The sequence below is a fragment of the Marimonas lutisalis genome (assembly GCF_005434965.1).
Classification (GTDB): domain Bacteria; phylum Pseudomonadota; class Alphaproteobacteria; order Rhodobacterales; family Rhodobacteraceae; genus Marimonas_A; species Marimonas_A lutisalis.
In genome coordinates, this window is sequence record NZ_SKCI01000003.1 from 157,922 (window position 1) to 175,659 (window position 17,738).

The window sequence follows — 17,738 nt, forward strand, 5'->3', positions numbered from 1 at the left end:
CCATCCCGCCTATCCTGCCGGCATGAGTTCTGATTACACCCTCTACTACTGGCCTATCCCATTTCGCGGCCATTTCATCCGCCACATCCTCGCCCATGTCGGTGCGCGATGGGACGAGGCCGATATCGACGCGGTCGAAGACCTCAGGGCCACGTCGCCCGCCGATCAGCCCTACCCGTTCATGGCCCCGCCCCTGCTGCATGATCACCGCCGGGATGTCTGGATCAGCCAGATGCCCGCGATCGCGCTCCATCTCGGCCGCGCGCATGACCTGATCACGGACGAGGCGCAGACAATGCGCCTCTTCTGCGATGCCTCCGACGTTCTTTTCGAGATCACCTGCCATCACGGCGACCGGATGTGGGACGAGGCCAGCTGGCGCACCTTCACCGCCCACCGCCTGCCCCGCTGGATGCAGCTGCACGAGGCATTGGCGTCGCGCACCGGGGTGATGCGCGACAGGGGGTTCATGTTCGGTGCAGACACCCCCTCGCTCGCCGATCTGGCGCTCACGACCCTCTGGCACACGATGACAACCCACCTGCCCGCCCTGCGTCCGATGCTCGAGGCCCATGCCCCCACTGTCGCGGGGGTCACCGACCGCATCGCCGCCACTCCGGCCATCGCCGCGCTCAACACCGCATGGGAGACGCGCGAGCCGCGCTACTGCGCAGGCCAGATCGAGGCTTCGCTCATTGATATGCTCGCACGCTACGGCGCCTAGGCCATCCGCGCCCGGGCATAGGCCACGAAGGCATCGAAACTGCCCGGATTGGCCATCGAATCCCGGTTCACCACCTTCTCCGGATCGCCCACCAGGAGCAGCTTTTTCACCGGCACTTCCAGCTTCTTGCCCGACAGCGTCCTCGGCACCTCGGCAATCTCCACGATCTCGTCGGGCAGGAACCGCGCCGAGACCTGCGCGCGGATCGCCGCGCGGATCCTGTCGCGCATCGCGTCATCCAGCACGTGGCCTTCCTTCATCACTACGAACAGCGGCATGAAGCTTTCGCGCCCCAGGAACTCCAGGTCCACCACGAGGCTGTCCATCACCTCGTCCAGCCCCTCGACCGCCCGGTAGATCTCGGAACTGCCCAGCCGTAGCCCGCGCCGGTTGATCGTCGCATCCGACCGCCCGTAGATGATCGAACCACCGTCTTCGGTGAACATGATCCAGTCACCATGCCGCCAGATGCCCGGATAGGTGTCGAAATAGCTTTCATGCAGGCGCGATCCATCCTCGTCGCCCCAGAACTTCAGCGGCATCGAGGGCAGCGGCTCGGTGCAGACCAGCTCGCCCACCTCGCCGATCACCTCGTTTCCCGCCTCGTCGAACGCCCTGACCGCGTTGCCTAGCGCCCGGCACTGCATCTCGCCCGCGCGGACAGCCATCATCGGGTTGCCCAGCACGAAAGCCCCGGCCAAATCCGTCCCCCCGCTGATCGGCGCCAGCCAGACATCCGCCTTCACATGCGCGTAAATCCAGTCATACCCCTCCTGGCTCAGTGGCGACCCGGTCGAGCCCAGCGAGCGCAGCGCCGACAAATCCAGCACCTCGCCCGGGCGCACATCGGCCTTGCGGCACCCATCGAAAAACGCAGCCCCCGCGCCGAAATAGGTGATCCGCTCGCGCGCTACCATGCGCCAGACCTCCAGCATATCGGGGTAATTCGGCGCCCCGTCATGCAGCGCCACCATCGCCCCCTGGCCCAGCGCCGCCCATTGCGCGTTCCACATGATCCACCCCGAGGAGGTGAGCCAGCAGAACCGGTCCTCGGCCCCGATATCCTGGTGCAGGCTCTGCTTGGCGCCTTCCAGAAGCACCCCGCCATGGCCATGCACGATAGGCTTCGGATTGCCCGTCGTGCCCGAGGAATAGACGATCCACAAAGGATGCGAGAACTCCACCGCTACGATCTCCGGCGCACGCGGGGCCCCCTGCACCTCGGCCCAGGGCAGCCAGCCTTCGGGCGCATCGCCCAGCACCGGCACCATCACCTTGTGCTGAACCGTCGGCAATTCCCCCGCGATCTCGTCGAGCAGCGCGCGTCGGTCGATCTCCTTGCCGCCGTGGGTGTATCCGTCCTGCGCGATCAGAACCTTCGGCTCGATCTGCCCGAACCGGTCGAGGATCGCCACATGGCCCATATCCGGCGCACAAAGCGACCAGATCGCCCCCATCCCCACCACCGCCAGGAACGAGACCAGCGCCTCGGGGCTGTTGGGAAGAACCGCGACCACCCGGTCGCCCTTCTCCACCCCCATCTCGCGCAGGCTCGCCTGCACCGCGCCCACGCGCCCGCGCAGCTCGGCCCAGCTCAGCTCGTGCCGCCCGAAGGTCTCCGATTGCTGCACGATCGCCGTCGCCTCGGGCTTCGTATCCGCATGGCGCAGCATCTGCCCGGCGAAATTGGTCATCGCCCCGGGAAACCAGTCCGCCCCGGGCATCTTCCGCTCGGGCAAAACCTCGCTCCAGCCGTCGATCGGCAGGTCGAAGAAATCGATGATCGAGGTCCAGAACCCCTCCAGATCGCTCACCGACCATTCCCAGAGCGCGTGATAATCGGAGAATGTCAGCCCCCGCTCGGCCTCCAGCCAGCGGATATACTGCCCCAGGCGCGAGGACTCGGCGCGCGCCTGGCTCGGCTCCCACAGGATCGGATTATGCTCGGTCATTGTCGCCCCTCCCCGGTTTCGCGCCAGTTTCCACGCCCCGGGGGCCAAGGCAAGGGGATTGACGGAACGTCACGCACGCGCGGCCCTCCAAGCGCGGGGGGACAAGCCCCTCAGTTCCGGATGCTGCATGTCCCGGGACATGTCTAAAGCGGCGGGGCCGGTCGACACAGCACCAAAACCGGACGGAATATTGCTAACGGTTTGCAATCCGAATTCTGTCAGCGATTTCGACCATGCGATGCATCTGCCAAAACTCACCGTTTCCCGAAAAGCCTTGCCACCCAGGTCAGACTGAGGTTGCGTTCGCCGCCGCAGCGATCTTTGCCATGTGTCGCATGTCCGTGCCGCAACATCCGCCCAAGACTCGAATATGTGGGAATCTCTGCCGGATATCGGCCAGTTGTTCCGCCAACTCGCTTGGGTCGCCATCATCAAGCTCCTCAGCTTCATCGAGCTCTGCGTGACTACACCGTGAAGCATTGGCGACAATCCCCTTGATGCGCTGCATCCAGGGCTCACCATTAAGCACCGCATTGAAGTGATCGGGGTGCGCGCAGTTGACCATGAAATAGGCCGCGTATCCGTCGGTTGCGGCATCCACTTCTGATATCGCATCCTCCAGCGTGCTGCCGGTTGGAAGTCTGCCATCCGTTTCGACCGTAAAGGATATCACGACGGGCAATCCGAAACGGCGCGCCGCCCGGATAATGCCAATCGCCTCGGCGGGATAGGCAAGTGTGTATCCACTGATGACATCGACCTCGGTATCCGCAAGCGCCGAAATCTGCTCGGAATGATACCGTTCCGCCTCGTCCGGGGTCATTTGCGCTTCGGGTGCATAGGCATCATCACGCGGCCCGAGGTTGGCGCTGATCACTGTGGGGATGTCTCCATTGGCTGCACGCACATCCGCCATCAAGGCCACGGCCTGCCGGTTGAGCTGTTTCAGCGCATCGGGCGAATAGCCGAGCGCTTCGCCTCGGTCCCGGTTCGCGACCCAGGTCGGGCTTTCAAGGATCACACCAGCACCTGTGTCCCTGCCCAGCGAAATCATGTCTTTCAGATACCCTTCGAGGAGATCGCGGCCCTCGGCCGTTTCCAGAAGGGGGTATGAAGCAAATCCGGGCAGGTCCACTCCACGATTGAAAATCAGGTCGGTTTCCATGCCGACGTAAGCCAATAGCAGATCGGCGTTAATGTCAGGAAACACATCTCGATAAATGGCCATTCCGCCCCCCTTTCGAAGCTTTCGCATCCAAGACTAGCACATGGTCTGTAACCCGCCACCGTCGTGCGCAAGTAGGTCCAACCTCATACGCTTCTGCCTCAGGGGACAACCACCGCGAATGCCGATGTCCCAAAGCCGCCATTGGCGCGGTCGCGGCCAAACCCCATAGCGCGCGGCAGAGCATCGCTACCGTCCCCGAGGGCGCTCGGTCGCCGACCCGCGGGGTGGCGATCCAACATCCCAGCAACGCACTTTTTCCCGGCCAAACACTCCCAACCTCACTGTTCCGCGCCCCCTCCCCAAATCGCCACCCCGGGGGGCGGGTCATGCCAAAGGCATGCTTTCAGCATGACGATCGCGCGGCGGCGCAAGCGCCGCTATTCGCGCGTGTTCAAACCCCAGAGCGTACAGTGCTAATGAGGCCGATTATTGAAACTGTGACGGCAGTTTTAGGCCCATAGCCGACATCCAGGCATTGCGCGGCGAACGGTGGCTAAGAGCCCAAATTGACAAATACTGCAATTTGAGCGTACGACCGCTACGCGGACAAAGCCGCCATTCGCGTCTTCAATATTTTATCCCTAGTGACCAAACTAGGATGCGTCCCTTCCAAGAAACTCAAGCGTCGCTGACATGATCTCGTCCCAAGCTGGTGTTGATTTCAGGAATATGTGATTGTTGCTCTCGACCAACTTGAACTCGGCGTTTGGAATCTTCGCGGCCAGAAGCCTACCCTGTGAAACCGGATGTAGCGCATCGCCACTGGCATGAATGACCAAAGTTGGCGCCTGAACGCCAGGAAGGCTGTCGGCAACGTCGAATTGATCGATTGTCAAACGAATGCGTGCTGCCATCTCAGGCGTGGCCGATGCGATTTGGCTTTCCACGAGGCTTAGCTTTTCCTCGCGTGACGCATCCGGGCAGAACATGGAAATAAAGGCCGACATAAAGGCACTGTCGGGTTTCCCCCATCCCATCCTGACTAGCGTCATGAGGGCCTCTGCCTCATTGCGGGAATAGTTGTCATCGCGGACCAAACGACCCTGAGCGAACCCCCCGCATAGGACCAGCCGGCTTACCCTATCAGGGTGGGTTGCGGCGAAATGAATCGAAATAGGTACCCCTTGAGAGGTTGCGAAAATCGGGAATTTTTCGAGTCCAGCAGAATCCGCCACCGCTAACAGATCGTTCGAGTAGGCTTCAATCGACAACTCGTCGACGTCGGTTTGAGAAAGCCCGGTACCGCGTTGGTCGTACCGAATAAGTGTATAGTTCTCACTAAAAGCTTCTATCGCAGGCCGATATACGGAGCTTTGCCAGTCTTTCTCAAGATGGGTCAGGAAGTGGCCGGCGCGCATAAGCGGCGGTCCGGTTCCCGACACGGCATAGGCAATCTGTGTCCCATCTGGTGCACACGCGTAGCGTACTGTCTGGGTCATCTCAGGGGGAGCTACCCCGGACCCAGCCTCCTCGTCGGACACCTTCACCGCCATTTCAAAACCACGGCGCGAAATCGTACGGATCACGCGCTGATCTTTCCCATTGTCAGCGACTGCTGTGCGAGCAGCATTGATGCGTGCACTGATTGTCGCGTCAGACACAATGCGACCATTCCAGACCACGTCAATCAGGTCATCCTTGGTCACAAGCTGTCCGGCCCGCTCAGCCAAGAGCTGCAGAAGGTCGAATACCTGCGGCTCAATCGGCACCCTTTCGCCATCTCGTAATAACGTGTGGCTTGCCGTGTCTAGCTCGCAATTTGCAAAGAAATAACGCATTATTCGGCCGTTCCCTGCGATTTCCAAGTCAGGATCAACCGTTTCTTCAGGCAAATCAAGGAAATCACAAAGACTTCTAAAGGACTTCTTCAAGCGCGCATTTTTCGAGTCGGGCAAGGTGAATGCATCGAACAACGAGGAGACAAAAGATGACCACCCAGCCCGAATACAACACTATCGCCAACGGCTCGATCGACTACGCCCACTATGACCGCCGCGCCCGGGAAATCCGGAGCCAGGACGCCTGGCGCAACATCGGCACCATTGGCAAAATGCTGAAAGCCATCGCGACAATGTTCGAGCGCGGAGCTTCATACGAGGCGAAACCAATGTCGAAAGCCCCTGGTCGCGAGCCGATGCGAACGCCGCAATTACGTCGCACTCGTCCAAACGTCTCACAGGTAAACCCCGAAACGGCAGTCCGGTAACGCCGAGTGATGGTCCAGAAATGTGATGACCCCGACGGTGTGGCGGGGTCATGACGTTTCCTGCAAGAAACTGCCGGACCAAGTTGGTTTAAGCATACTGCCGACAACTTGCTGATCATCGACATAGCTTTTTATGCGACCATAGGGGGAATCTAGCGAACCAAATTGACACTCGCTCTTAGTATCCTGCAGGTGGCGCGGCCACGGGACAAGGGTAGATTGCCCGGCTCCCCGCTTGCGCGTATCCTTATTGTAGGAGTGCGTGGCATGATTTACGAGATCGGCAATTTCAGACTCGATAAGAAAAAAGGCGAGCTCAGCGACGGCGGCGCACCGTGCGAGATTGAGCCACAAGTCTTCGAGTTTATCTTGTACCTTGTCGAGAACCGTGGCCGCTTGGTGACCAAGGACGAGCTAGTAGACAGCGTCTGGCAAGGGCGCATCGTTTCTGACGCGACCTTGTCGAGCCGCCTGTTCTCCGCGAGAAAGGCTTTCGGGGACAGCGCGAAGAGTCAAAGATTCATCAAGACCGTCCCTCGCAGGGGCTTTCGCTTCGTCCATGATGTAACTGTGCACGACAATACGACCTCGCCCACGCCAATCTCTGCCGACGACCTGGTTAAGACCACTGGCGCTTCTCCGTCTGTTGCAGTCCTTCCTTTTGCAAACCTTTCATCAGAAACTGATGACTTCTTCGCCGAGGGTATTTCCGAAGATATTACTACAGAATTGTCGCGTTTTGGCTCGATCCGGGTGATCTCTCGAATGTCCGCCTTCCGGTTTCGCGATCCTGACCCTGACCTCCCCCATATTGGCCAGACGCTTAGCGCCGATTACTTGCTAACGGGTAGTGTCCGGCGCGCAGGTGAGCAGATTCGCATCAGCGTTGCTCTAAGCGCGACAGAGAACAGGACCCAGGTTTGGGCCGAACGCTATGACCGTTCGATCGCGGACATTTTTTCGATCCAGGATGAGATATCCGAAATCGTTGCCTCGACCCTTGCTGGTCGGGTTCAGAAGATCGATACCGAGCGCGCCAAAGCCAAAAAGACTGACAACCTGTCGGCTTACGAATGCCTTCTGCGCGGACTAGACCTGCACAAAAGTGGCGACGTCTCTCTGGAACGCGCTGAACGGTCAGTTGCCGCCTTCGACGAAGCCATCGAAAAGGACCCCGGTTTTGCACGCGCCTATGCCTGGAGGGCGTGCTCACGCTCCCGCACGTGGGGTTTTCCCGCGGAGCCGGACCGAGCAAAGGCCTGCTTCTACGACGTTCTACGAGCATTGGAACTCGACCCCGGCGAAGCGGAAGCGCACCGCATCGCCGGCGCGATCTATCGACTTTTGCAGGAGTTCGACAAGGCCGACCATCACATAGAACGCGCGCTGGAGCTGAATCCCAACGACGCCCTTGTCGCGATCAAAGCTGCCGAACATCATAGTTTTATGGGACGTCGCCAGCGAGCCGATGCGCTTCGGGAACGGGCTATGAAACTTAATCCATTTTTCCCGGAGTTCTATTGGGAAATTGCTGCTTTGGCACAATACACGAATGGCGAATACGAAGCTGCTATTGCGACCATGAATAAGGTCAATGAACCGACCTTCGCAGGCTACGCCTATCTGGCCGCATCGCAGATGGCGTTGGGTCGGGAGAATGACGCGCAGGAAACGGTTAATCGGTTGAAGGAAGATTTTCCGAACATCCCCCTCGCCGCTTATTTGCGCCAAGGCTACCGGTTCAGCTTCAAAGATGACGCATCCAACCGCTCCTTCGTCGAACGACTGGCTGCCGCAGGTCTGGAGTAGTTCATGAACAACGGGAATTTCTGGAATGAAGGAACGTCTGCGTTGGGCTCGAAGCCGTCGCTGCAGTCAGAGGTGAGCGACGTCTGGTTTTAGATGGCGGACGACTGCTGCCGGCCGCCAAGACTTCATAAGTCGATCTTCTCTGAAATGCTCAGCGCGTCGTCGAGTTCGACGCCAAGGCATCTGACAGTGCTGTCAACTTTGGTATGGCCGAGCAGGAGCTAAACCGCACGCAGGTTGCCAGTATTCCTGTAGATCAACGCGGCCTTTGTCCGCCGAAGGGAGTGCGTCCCATAGGCGTTTGGGTCGAGGCCGATCGCCGATACCCAATCGCGGACGAGACGGGCGTATTGCCTTGTCGAAAGATGGGGCGAGCTATGGAACCTGCTCGGGAACAGGAACCCGCTGCCGACCATCGAGGGTGACGCGACACATTCAAGAACCGATCTTCGCGTGTTCTCTGACACTTCGAACTGTACCGGTCTGCCAGTCTTGCTCTGGATGACCGACACGCGGTCGCGGACTGAGCCGCCAACGACGAGGTCACTGACGCGCAGACGAACGAGATCACAACCGCGCAGCTTGCTGTCGATTGCCAGGTTGAACAGCGCCAAGTCCCGCAGGTTATCTGCAAGTTCGAGCCTCGCTCGAATGGCCCAATCGTGCCTGGGCAGGAGAGGACGCTTCTGGCCGATCAGTCGGCCCTTCTTCCATGGCGGACGTACGGGTCTCGTTTCTGGGAGCTGGATTTTGGACATGATGAGGTCGCCATCCAGCCCTCCCGCACCAGGCATCGGCACCGTGCCGACGCGCGTATCCTACTCCCGAAACCAACGACCGCTTCGTGCACGAACGAACAAACAGGCGTCGCTGCAGCGCAGTAGTCCGCTTTGAGCCCAATCCGGACATTGTATCAATTTGCAGTATCCTTAACAGGCGCCGGAGAAGCGCGGTCCAAATCCACCGTGTACCACAACGCGTTCCTTTTCTGAGGGTGAGGTTCCAACAGCTTTTCAAGCAGTGCAAGGTGCGTTCACATGCCGTGATTGCTGCGCCGCAGCATTGGCACGTTGTTTTTTTGCGCAGAAGGGGCCGCATCAGCCTAAAAAGAAGGCATTGGCGTTTTGGGCGGAAGCTGCTGATGGGAACGTCTTGTCACGGTGAAAGGACTTGGAAACCTTTTGCTCACCTACATGTTCGGATCACCCAGAACAATTAAGGTGTGTGACGGCCTTTCGAATTGCCACTCGGTCGGGCCGCCACACGGTTGCAACAAAAAAGTTGCGGATGAAACGTGCCTGAAAACGCCATCCTAGGCAAGCGGGCCCGGTCTCCGCACGGGAGAGACAGATGAAATCCTTGAAAACCCTTCTTGCCGGAACCGCGGCCCTTGCCGCGATGAGTTATGGCGCTTACGCCGCCGATTGCCCGATCAAAGTGGGCGTCTTGCACTCGCTCTCGGGTACGATGGCCATTTCCGAAACAACGCTCAAAGACACGATGCTGATGCTGGTGGACGCCCAGAACAAGAAAGGCGGCCTTCTCGGGTGTGACCTTGAAGCGGTTGTCGTCGACCCGGCATCCGACTGGCCCCTGTTTGCCGAAAAGGCGCGTGAGCTGCTGACGGTTCACGACGTCGACGTGATCTTTGGCAACTGGACCAGCGTGAGCCGCAAGTCGGTCCTGCCGGTGATCGAAGAACTGAACGGTCTGCTCTTCTATCCTGTGCAATACGAGGGAGAAGAGAGTTCGAAAAACGTGTTCTACACGGGTGCTGCACCAAACCAGCAGGCGATCCCGGCCGTTGACTATTATCTTGAAGAGCTGGGCGTCGAAAAGTTTGCGCTGCTGGGGACCGACTACGTTTACCCGCGCACGACCAACAACATTCTTGAAAGTTACCTCAAGCAAAAGGGCGTCGCCCAAGGGGATATTTTTGTCAATTATACGCCCTTCGGTCATTCGGATTGGTCGAAAATCGTGGCGGACGTCGTCGCGCTTGGCGCTGATGGCAAAAAGGTGGGCGTGGTCTCGACGATCAATGGTGACGCCAATATCGGCTTCTACAAAGAGCTCGCCGCGGCCGGCATCTCGGCCGAAGACATTCCCGTCGTGGCTTTCTCAGTCGGTGAGGAAGAGCTGTCGGGCCTGGATACGTCGAACCTCGTTGGCCACCTCGCCGCGTGGAACTATTTCATGTCGGCCGATACCGAGGCCAATGCCGAATTCATCAAGACCTGGCATGCCTTTATCGGAGACGAAGCGCGCGTGACCAACGACCCGATGGAAGCGCACTATATCGGCTTTAACATGTGGGTGAACGCCGCCACCGAGGCCGGCACCACGGATGTCGATGCCGTGCGCAGTGCGATGTGGGGGCAGGAATTCCCGAACCTGACCGGCGGCATGGCCGTGATGGGCACCAATCACCACCTCGCCAAACCTGTAGTGATTGGCGAGATCCAGGAAGATGGCCAGTTCGACATCATCAGCCAGACCGAGCCCGTGCCCGGCGATGCCTGGACCGACTACCTGCCCGAGTCGGCGGTGCTCAAGTCGGATTGGAAGGATCTGGAATGCGGGATGTACAACACCGAGACCAAGACCTGCGTGCAGATCAAATCCAACTACTGATCGTGGACCAGCGGCGGGGCCCAGGCCCCGCCGCCATTTCCAAGGCGGAGCACAATGTTGAAAAGGGTAATCTTCGGTCTGATCGCCGCGCTGGCGTTCGCCATGCCGATGTTTGCGCAGGATGCAGCCGGGCCGATGCAGGGGATCCTCCAGCAGCACGCCAAAATAATCGTAAAAAGCTCCCGAAAGACGATTGCCCCAGCGATTGATGCAGTTGCTGGGTCGGGCCTTCCCCAAGCACAATCCGTTCTGGAAGCCTGGCAGGCCAAGGATATGTGGCAGCGCGAGTCCGACGGGCTATTCTTCAAAGCCGAGAAAATCGACAGCAAGACGTACCGATTGATCGATTTCGATAGCGGTGACGCAGTGGCCGAGGCTGACAAGCGCGATTTGAAGCAGATTAAGCCGAATTCTGGAATCCGAGCTCTGATCGGTACGGCGCTTGTGAAATTCCAGCTGAACGATCCCGATCCCGCACGGCGCGCAGATGCTTTGGCATCTCTGGAGCGCGATGCCGATAAAACGCTGCTCGAACCTCTCAGAGCGTCAATCGCGTCGGAAAAAGACCCGGAGCTTCAAGCGCGCAAGCGCCGGCTCGAGCGGCTGCTGACAATTTCATATGACCCGGAAGAAGCCGCGCGCATCGCCGCTATCGAGGAAATGTCCAGCGATCTAGGGGTTGACGTTCGCGCAGCGCTCAATCCGCTGGTTGCGACGACACTCAAAATTTTTCCAGGCGATCCGCCCGATGGTCTGAACGTGGTCCGCATTCTTCGCCCGGGAAAAGACGATTTTTCACGCGACTCAGCCTATACACTGCTGTCCGATGCCGGTCTCGCGCCTGAACGTATAACCAGCGATGCAATCCGCACGGCATTGGCCGAGAATATCGAGGATGGTCGTGTTGCCGGGGTGCCCGTGCATCAATTGTCGGACCCGGCCAAACGCGTCGAAGCCTACACGGCACTGGCAGCGGAAGGGCGGGCTGCACCGTATCTGACCGAAGCAGAAATCGACGAAGCGCTCTCAACCCACAGCTTCGCAGAGATCTATGCCGAGCCATCACCAGCGGTCACCAACGCTGCGGTAGCCGCGCTCGGACGGATTGCAACACGGGTTGGCATGAACCAGACGCTGGATCTAGTGCTCGACGCGCTCAGCCTGGCGTCGATCTATTTCCTGGCGGCCATCGGTCTCGCCATCACCTTCGGAGTCATGGGGGTGATCAATATGGCGCATGGCGAATTCATCATGATGGGGGCCTATACGGGCTATGTCGTGCAGCAAATGATCCCAAACCATACGGTTTCGATCATCGTGGCGATACCGCTGGCCTTTGCGGTGACGTTCGGCGCCGGCGTCGCGCTTGAGCGGCTGGTTATCCGCTGGCTCTACAACCGGCCGCTTGAAACCCTGCTGGCGACTTTCGGTATCTCGATTGCGCTGCAACAGCTGGCAAAGAACATTTTCGGCACACAGGCGCGGCCTTTGACATCGCCCGATTGGCTAGGCGGCGCGTGGGTCCTGAACGACGTGGTGTCGATTTCGTATATCCGCATTGCCATCTTTGGGCTGGCCCTGCTGTTCCTTATGCTTTTCCTGTTCATCATGAAGCGCACACGCCTTGGCCTGGAAACGCGCGCGGTCACCCAGAATCCCGGCATGGCGGGGGCAATGGGCATCAATCCGGGCCGCGTGAACATGCTGACATTCGGGCTGGGTTCGGGGATCGCCGGTATTGCGGGCGTGGCCATCGGCCTGTTTGCCAAGGTGACCTCGGAACTGGGGCAGGATTACATCGTGCAAAGTTTCATGACGGTCGTCGTCGGCGGCGTCGGCAACATCTGGGGTACGCTTCTGGGCGCGGGGCTCATCGGATCTTTGCAAAAGGGCATCGAGTGGCTGAACCCCTCCAACACACTGGCGGCGCAGACCTACATGATCATCTTCATTATCATCTTCATCCAGTTTCGCCCGCGGGGGATCATCGCCCTCAAGGGCCGCGCGGCGGGGGATTGAGGCATGCGGAAGAGCTTTCTCGCCCAAAACCCGTCGGTGCTGATTTTTCTCGGCATTCTGGGGATGTTCACGTTGGCAGTCACCGTTGCATCGGAGGGGTTGGGCCTTGGCCTGATTTCAACGTCGTTCGTCAAGACGCTGGGCAAGACGCTTGTTCTGGCGCTGATCGCCGTGGCGATGGACCTGGTCTGGGGCTATGCGGGTATTCTGAGCCTGGGCCACTTCGCCTTTTTCGGGCTGGGCGGCTACATGATCGGCATGTGGCTGATGTACGAGCGGACACGGCAGATCGTTGTCGACTCGATGGCCAATGCGCCCATTCCACCTACGGATCAAGAGATTGTCGATGCGATCGGCACCCAGATCTTCGGCGTTGTGGGCTCTTCCGAGTTCCCGGCAATCTGGACCTTCGCTGACAGTCTGATCATCCAGCTTGTTTTGATCGTCGCAATTCCCGGGGTGCTGGCGCTCGTCTTTGGTTGGCTGGCCTTCCGGTCACGGGTGACCGGTGTCTACCTGTCGATCCTGACGCAGGCGATGACACTGGCGCTGTCGCTTTACCTGTTCCAGAATGACAGCGGCCTACGCGGCAATAACGGGCTGTCCGGGCTACAGAATATTCCGCATCTCGATCACGTGCCCCAATCGGTCTTGTCGGTCTGGTTCCTCTGGGCCTCTGCGCTGGCTCTGGCTCTGGGGTATCTTTTCTCGGCCTGGATCGTGTCGGGCAAATTCGGATCGGTCATTCGGGGTATTCGCGACAACGAGGCGCGCGTACGTTTTCTTGGGTATTCCGTCGAGGGTTACAAGCTGCTGCTTTTCACGACGACGGCGATGATGTCAGGTATCGCAGGGGCGCTGTACTATCCGCAGGCCGGTATCGTGAACCCGGCCGAGATCGCGCCCATCGCGTCGATCTATCTCGCGGTCTGGGTGGCCATCGGGGGACGCGGACGGCTCTACGGGGCTGTCATAGGGGCGATTTTCGTCTCACTTGTTTCAACATGGTTCACGGGCGGGCAGGCGCCGGATGTGAACCTGGGGTTCTACACCATCTCCTGGGTGGACTGGTGGACGATCTTGTTGGGGCTGTCCTTCGTTGCGGTCACCCTTTTCGCGCCCAAGGGCATGGGCGGGCTGTTCGATCTCTGGGCCGGGCGCCGCGCACCTGAGCGCCATGGTGCCGATCTGGGTCCCGATCAGGGCGCCTTGCGCGAAAAGGAGGCCAACGAATGAGCACGCTCCTCGAAGTCTCGGGCGTTTCCGTTTCCTTTGACGGTTTCAAGGCGATCAATAACCTCTCCTTTGCCATCGGGCAGGCAGAGCTGCGCGCTATCATCGGCCCAAACGGCGCCGGAAAAACAACGTTCATGGATATCATCACGGGGAAAACCAGGCCCGATAGTGGCACGGTTCTCTGGGGTGAGAAATCGCGCTCGCTTCTTAAGATGACGGAGGCACAGATCGCACGTGCGGGCGTGGGACGCAAATTTCAGAAACCCACTGTCTTCGAAGATCAGACCGTACAGGAAAACCTGTTGATGGCACTGGAAAACGACCGGAATCCCTTTGCGGTACTGTTCTGGCGGCCTGGACAAACGGATTTCGAGCGCGTGGAAGAAATTGCCACTGAGATTGGACTCGTAGATGCATTGAAGCGGAAGTCCGGTGAGTTGAGCCATGGGCAGAAGCAATGGCTCGAGATCGGAATGTTGCTCGCCCAGGAACCTCGTTTATTGCTGGTCGACGAGCCGGCGGCGGGCATGACGCCGGCAGAGCGTGAACACACAACGCGGCTTCTGGTCGAGGCCGCAAAAACGCGCGCCGTGGTTGTCGTCGAACATGACATGGAGTTTATCCGGCGCCTCGATTGCAGGGTCACGGTTCTGCACGAAGGATCGGTGCTCGCCGAAGGCTCGCTCGATCATGTTACCGCGAACAAGGAGGTCATCGATGTCTATCTCGGCAGGTAACGCCATGCTCGAGGTGCGAGGCCTGACATTGCACTACGGCCATTCCCAGATCCTCCACGGGGTGGATCTTGCCGCCAGCGCCGGCGAGGTGACTTGTGTCATGGGGACGAATGGGGTTGGCAAGACCTCTCTCATTCGCGCGATTTCGGGGCGACATTTGCGTTCGGGCGGCGACATTCTGCTGGACGGCGAAACGCTTCCGCGCCTTGCACCACATCAGCTTGCCCGAAAGGGGATTGCTCTGGTGCCCCAGGGACGCGAGATTTTCCCGCTTCTTACCGTACGTGAGAATCTGGAAACGGGATTTTCGACCTTGCCGAAAGGCGACCGCGCCGTGCCGGAAGAAATGTTCGAGCTTTTCCCCGTGCTGAAAGAAATGCAGCACCGCCGTGGCGGCGATTTGTCGGGCGGACAACAGCAACAACTGGCCATCGCCCGGGCGCTTATCACGCGGCCAAAGCTGTTGCTCATGGACGAACCGACCGAGGGTATCCAGCCCAACATCATCCAGATGATCGGCGACGTGATCCGCACGCTGCGCGACGAAGGCCGCATGGCCATCGTTCTGGTCGAACAGTATTTTGATTTTGCCTACGATCTCGCGGACCGGTTTACAGTTTTACGACGCGGCGAGGTCATCCTCTCAGGCGCAAAGTCTGACTTGACCCGGCAATCCCTGCTGGAAAAAGTCTCGGTCTAGTAAAATCTTAAAGAACACGTCGATCGCCGGGAAAGACGAAAACTGCGACGTCACATTCCCTGCAAACAATTCCGCCCTGAAGAACTTAAAAGTAAATTTCAATGCTATTATCGGCACGATCTGAATTGGGAATGGCCAAGAAACCAGAAGTTTGTGTCACCGGAAATCGAATGTCAGCTTCGTCTGCACAGCGGACCTTGATATCGATTTCAGCGAAGGTCCGGTTCCCGCCCACCGCCACCGCACGCCCCATTAACCTAACGTGCTGTTAACCGGATCCCGTTTTCCCGGCAGCCGAATGTCAGCCGTGGGATGCACGCGTGTCAGCCCTCTCTTGCCCACCGTACGGTGCCGTTAATCTATTCCGGGGCCGCATATGTGCCTGTCAGGCGGCTGAGTCCGCCTCCGCCCGGCGTCACATGGCCCTCAAATTTGCGGATCATGCGCCCGCGGGTGCGTGATCCGAAAGAAATGTTCGCGGAAAATGACCCCTGCGACATAATATTCACCCAATTCGCGGTTGACGCTGCGCAGCGGCAGACCTAATGTCGCGCCCACGCATGAAAGGAGCCTCGTTGTGGCAACGCTCGTAGTACTCGTAGGAAAGACGCGCATGGGCCGGTAACGGAACCCTCGGTTTCCCCCATGCGCCCCCGCCGGATCGGGGGCTTTTTTATGCGCGAAAACATGACGTTAGACGGAGAAGTGTGATGACACGTCAGATGACCGGAGCCAAAATGATCGTCCAGGCCCTCAAGGATCAGGGCGTGGAGGTCGTGTTCGGCTATCCCGGGGGGGCCGTGCTCCCCATCTATGACGAGATTTTTCAGCAGAACGACATCCGTCACATTCTCGTCCGTCATGAACAGGGCGCCGTCCACGCCGCCGAAGGCTACGCCCGCGCCACAAACAAACCCGGCGTCGTCCTCGTCACCTCCGGCCCCGGCGCCACGAACGCGGTGACGGGCATTACCGACGCGCTGATGGACTCGATCCCGATCGTTGTCCTGTCCGGCCAGGTGCCCACGTTCATGATCGGCAACGACGCCTTCCAGGAAGCCGATACCGTTGGCATCACCCGCGCCTGCACCAAGCACAACTGGCTGGTCAAGGATACAGCGTCGCTCTCGGGCACGATCCACGAGGCATTTCATGTTGCCACCACCGGCCGCCCCGGCCCGGTCCTGATCGACATCCCGAAGGATGTACAATTCGCCTCGGCCACCTACACACCGCCGCAAAAGGCAAAAACAAGCCACTATCAGCCCCCAGTTAAGGGCGACATGGAGGCGATCACCGCTCTAGTCGAGGCGATGGAAAAGGCAAAGAAGCCCATCTTCTATACCGGCGGCGGCGTGATCAACTCCGGCCCCGCGGCAAGCCAGCTTCTGCGCGAACTGGTCGAAAGCACGAATTTCCCCATCACTTCGACTCTGATGGGCCTCGGGGCATACCCGGGCACGGGCAAGAACTGGCTGGGGATGCTCGGAATGCATGGCCTCTACGAGGCTAACATGGCGATGCACGACTGCGACCTGATGATCAATATCGGGGCTCGGTTCGATGACCGGATCACCGGGCTTGTCTCGGCTTTCTCACCGAACTCGAAGAAGGCGCATATCGATATCGACCCGTCGTCGATCAACAAGGTCATCCACGTCGATATCCCGATCATCGGTGATGTCGCCCATGTACTGGAAGACATACTGAAAGTCTGGAAGGCGCGCGGACGCAAGACGGACAAGGAGAGCCTGCAAAGCTGGTGGGCGAAGATCGAGGACTGGAAGAAGGTCGACTGCCTTGCCTACAAGCAGGCGGGTAAATCGATCAAACCGCAATACGCCATCCAGCGCTTGGAAGAACTGACCCGCGATCATGACCGCTATATCTGCACCGAGGTCGGACAACACCAGATGTGGGCCGCGCAATTCCTGACCTTCGACGATCCCAACCGCTGGATGACGTCTGGCGGCCTGGGCACGATGGGCTATGGCCTGCCTGCCTCGGTCGGTGTTCAGATGGCGCATCCCGACAGCCTCGTCATCAATGTCGCGGGCGAAGCCTCGTGGCTGATGAACATGCAGGAAATGGGCACCGCGGTGCAATTCCGCCTGCCGGTCAAGCAATTCATCCTTAACAACGAACGTCTCGGCATGGTGCGCCAGTGGCAGGAACTGCTGCATGGCGAACGCTACTCGCACTCATGGTCCGAGGCCCTGCCCGACTTCGTCAAGCTCGCCGAAGCCTTCGGCTGCAGGGGCATCAAGGTGGACGATCCGGCCGATCTGGACGAAGCCATCAAGGAAATGATCGCCTATGACGGCCCGGTGATCCTCGACTGCCTGGTTGAGAAGCATGAAAACTGTTTCCCGATGATCCCCTCGGGCGAACCGCACAACAAGATGCTGTTGGGTGAGGCAAGCACCAAGGACGCAATCGGCGCATCCGGCGCGGTGATGGTCTGACATCGTAAAGTAGGAAAGGAGTGACGAA

12 protein-coding genes and 1 pseudogene are annotated in these 17,738 nt (G+C 59.2%); 9 read left to right on the forward strand and 4 right to left on the reverse strand.

All coding sequences use genetic code 11. The features are described 5' to 3' along the window. Positions 1–22: 22 nt before the first annotated feature. Entirely contained in the window at positions 23–724 is a 702-nt protein-coding gene (locus tag E0501_RS13940) for a glutathione S-transferase (RefSeq protein ID WP_161594623.1), read from the forward strand. Here E0501_RS13940 and E0501_RS13945 read toward each other — a convergent pair. The 3 genes from E0501_RS13945 to E0501_RS13955 form a co-directional block, all read right to left on the reverse strand. Then, positions 721–2,676, reverse strand: a complete 1,956-nt coding sequence (locus E0501_RS13945; protein ID WP_137701994.1) for an acetoacetate--CoA ligase — start codon at positions 2,674–2,676, stop codon at positions 721–723. The genes E0501_RS13940 and E0501_RS13945 overlap by 4 nt on opposite strands. Positions 2,677–2,962: 286 nt before the next feature. Beyond that, on the reverse strand, positions 2,963–3,904 hold the full coding sequence (locus E0501_RS13950; protein WP_137701995.1) for a homocysteine S-methyltransferase family protein: 942 nt from the start codon (positions 3,902–3,904) through the stop codon (positions 2,963–2,965). 593 nt (positions 3,905–4,497) lie between these two features. Next, positions 4,498–5,817 (reverse strand): alpha/beta fold hydrolase, encoded by a 1,320-nt coding sequence (locus E0501_RS13955; protein WP_137701996.1) that lies wholly within the window; start codon positions 5,815–5,817, stop codon positions 4,498–4,500. Between the two features lie 14 nt (positions 5,818–5,831). Between E0501_RS13955 and E0501_RS13960 the strand changes: the two genes are divergently transcribed. Then, the gene (locus tag E0501_RS13960; protein WP_137701997.1) at positions 5,832–6,110 is read left to right on the forward strand and encodes a hypothetical protein; all 279 of its coding nucleotides are present in this window, start codon (positions 5,832–5,834) and stop codon (positions 6,108–6,110) included. 267 nt (positions 6,111–6,377) lie between these two features. Further along, positions 6,378–7,919, forward strand: coding sequence for a winged helix-turn-helix domain-containing tetratricopeptide repeat protein (locus E0501_RS13965; RefSeq protein ID WP_137701998.1), 1,542 nt, complete (start codon positions 6,378–6,380; stop codon positions 7,917–7,919). A gap of 125 nt (positions 7,920–8,044) precedes the next feature. Here the strand turns inward: E0501_RS13965 and E0501_RS13970 are convergent. Beyond that, positions 8,045–8,677 (reverse strand): annotated as a pseudogene (locus E0501_RS13970) (tyrosine-type recombinase/integrase). A 592-nt stretch (positions 8,678–9,269) separates the two neighbouring features. On the opposite strand from E0501_RS13970, the gene urtA reads away from it, so the two are divergent. The 6 genes from urtA to E0501_RS14000 all read left to right on the forward strand — a co-directional run bounded on the left by urtA (position 9,270) and on the right by E0501_RS14000 (position 17,710). Beyond that, the gene (urtA, locus tag E0501_RS13975) at positions 9,270–10,553 is read left to right on the forward strand and encodes an urea ABC transporter substrate-binding protein (protein ID WP_137701999.1); all 1,284 of its coding nucleotides are present in this window, start codon (positions 9,270–9,272) and stop codon (positions 10,551–10,553) included. 54 nt (positions 10,554–10,607) lie between these two features. Further along, positions 10,608–12,572, forward strand: a complete 1,965-nt coding sequence (gene urtB, locus E0501_RS13980; protein ID WP_137702000.1) for an urea ABC transporter permease subunit UrtB — start codon at positions 10,608–10,610, stop codon at positions 12,570–12,572. A 3-nt stretch (positions 12,573–12,575) separates the two neighbouring features. Next, positions 12,576–13,808 carry an ABC transporter permease subunit gene (locus E0501_RS13985; RefSeq protein ID WP_137702001.1) on the forward strand — a complete coding sequence of 411 codons (1,233 nt, stop codon included), beginning with the start codon at positions 12,576–12,578 and terminating at the stop codon, positions 13,806–13,808. Next, positions 13,805–14,545 (forward strand): urea ABC transporter ATP-binding protein UrtD, encoded by a 741-nt coding sequence (gene urtD, locus E0501_RS13990; protein WP_137702002.1) that lies wholly within the window; start codon positions 13,805–13,807, stop codon positions 14,543–14,545. The genes E0501_RS13985 and urtD overlap by 4 nt, the downstream gene beginning before the upstream one ends. 4 nt (positions 14,546–14,549) lie before the next feature. Beyond that, on the forward strand, positions 14,550–15,245 hold the full coding sequence (urtE, locus tag E0501_RS13995; RefSeq protein WP_137702347.1) for an urea ABC transporter ATP-binding subunit UrtE: 696 nt from the start codon (positions 14,550–14,552) through the stop codon (positions 15,243–15,245). A 710-nt stretch (positions 15,246–15,955) separates the two neighbouring features. Then, positions 15,956–17,710 carry an acetolactate synthase 3 large subunit gene (locus tag E0501_RS14000; protein ID WP_137702003.1) on the forward strand — a complete coding sequence of 585 codons (1,755 nt, stop codon included), beginning with the start codon at positions 15,956–15,958 and terminating at the stop codon, positions 17,708–17,710. Positions 17,711–17,738 lie beyond the last annotated feature (28 nt).

What these genes read in the sequence shown, in the direction of transcription:
- urtD (WP_137702002.1), top strand. Translation starts at nt 13,805, where the DNA reads ATGAGCACGCTCCTCGAAGTCTCGGGCGTTTCCGTTTCCTTTGACGGT.
- urtA (WP_137701999.1), top strand. Translation starts at nt 9,270, where the DNA reads ATGAAATCCTTGAAAACCCTTCTTGCCGGAACCGCGGCCCTTGCCGCG.
- urtE (WP_137702347.1), top strand. Translation starts at nt 14,550, where the DNA reads ATGCTCGAGGTGCGAGGCCTGACATTGCACTACGGCCATTCCCAGATC.
- E0501_RS14000 (WP_137702003.1), top strand. Translation starts at nt 15,956, where the DNA reads ATGACACGTCAGATGACCGGAGCCAAAATGATCGTCCAGGCCCTCAAG.
- E0501_RS13960 (WP_137701997.1), top strand. Translation starts at nt 5,832, where the DNA reads ATGACCACCCAGCCCGAATACAACACTATCGCCAACGGCTCGATCGAC.
- E0501_RS13950 (WP_137701995.1), bottom strand. Translation starts at nt 3,904, where the DNA reads ATGGCCATTTATCGAGATGTGTTTCCTGACATTAACGCCGATCTGCTA.
- E0501_RS13940 (WP_161594623.1), top strand. Translation starts at nt 23, where the DNA reads ATGAGTTCTGATTACACCCTCTACTACTGGCCTATCCCATTTCGCGGC.
- E0501_RS13965 (WP_137701998.1), top strand. Translation starts at nt 6,378, where the DNA reads ATGATTTACGAGATCGGCAATTTCAGACTCGATAAGAAAAAAGGCGAG.
- E0501_RS13945 (WP_137701994.1), bottom strand. Translation starts at nt 2,676, where the DNA reads ATGACCGAGCATAATCCGATCCTGTGGGAGCCGAGCCAGGCGCGCGCC.
- urtB (WP_137702000.1), top strand. Translation starts at nt 10,608, where the DNA reads ATGTTGAAAAGGGTAATCTTCGGTCTGATCGCCGCGCTGGCGTTCGCC.
- E0501_RS13985 (WP_137702001.1), top strand. Translation starts at nt 12,576, where the DNA reads ATGCGGAAGAGCTTTCTCGCCCAAAACCCGTCGGTGCTGATTTTTCTC.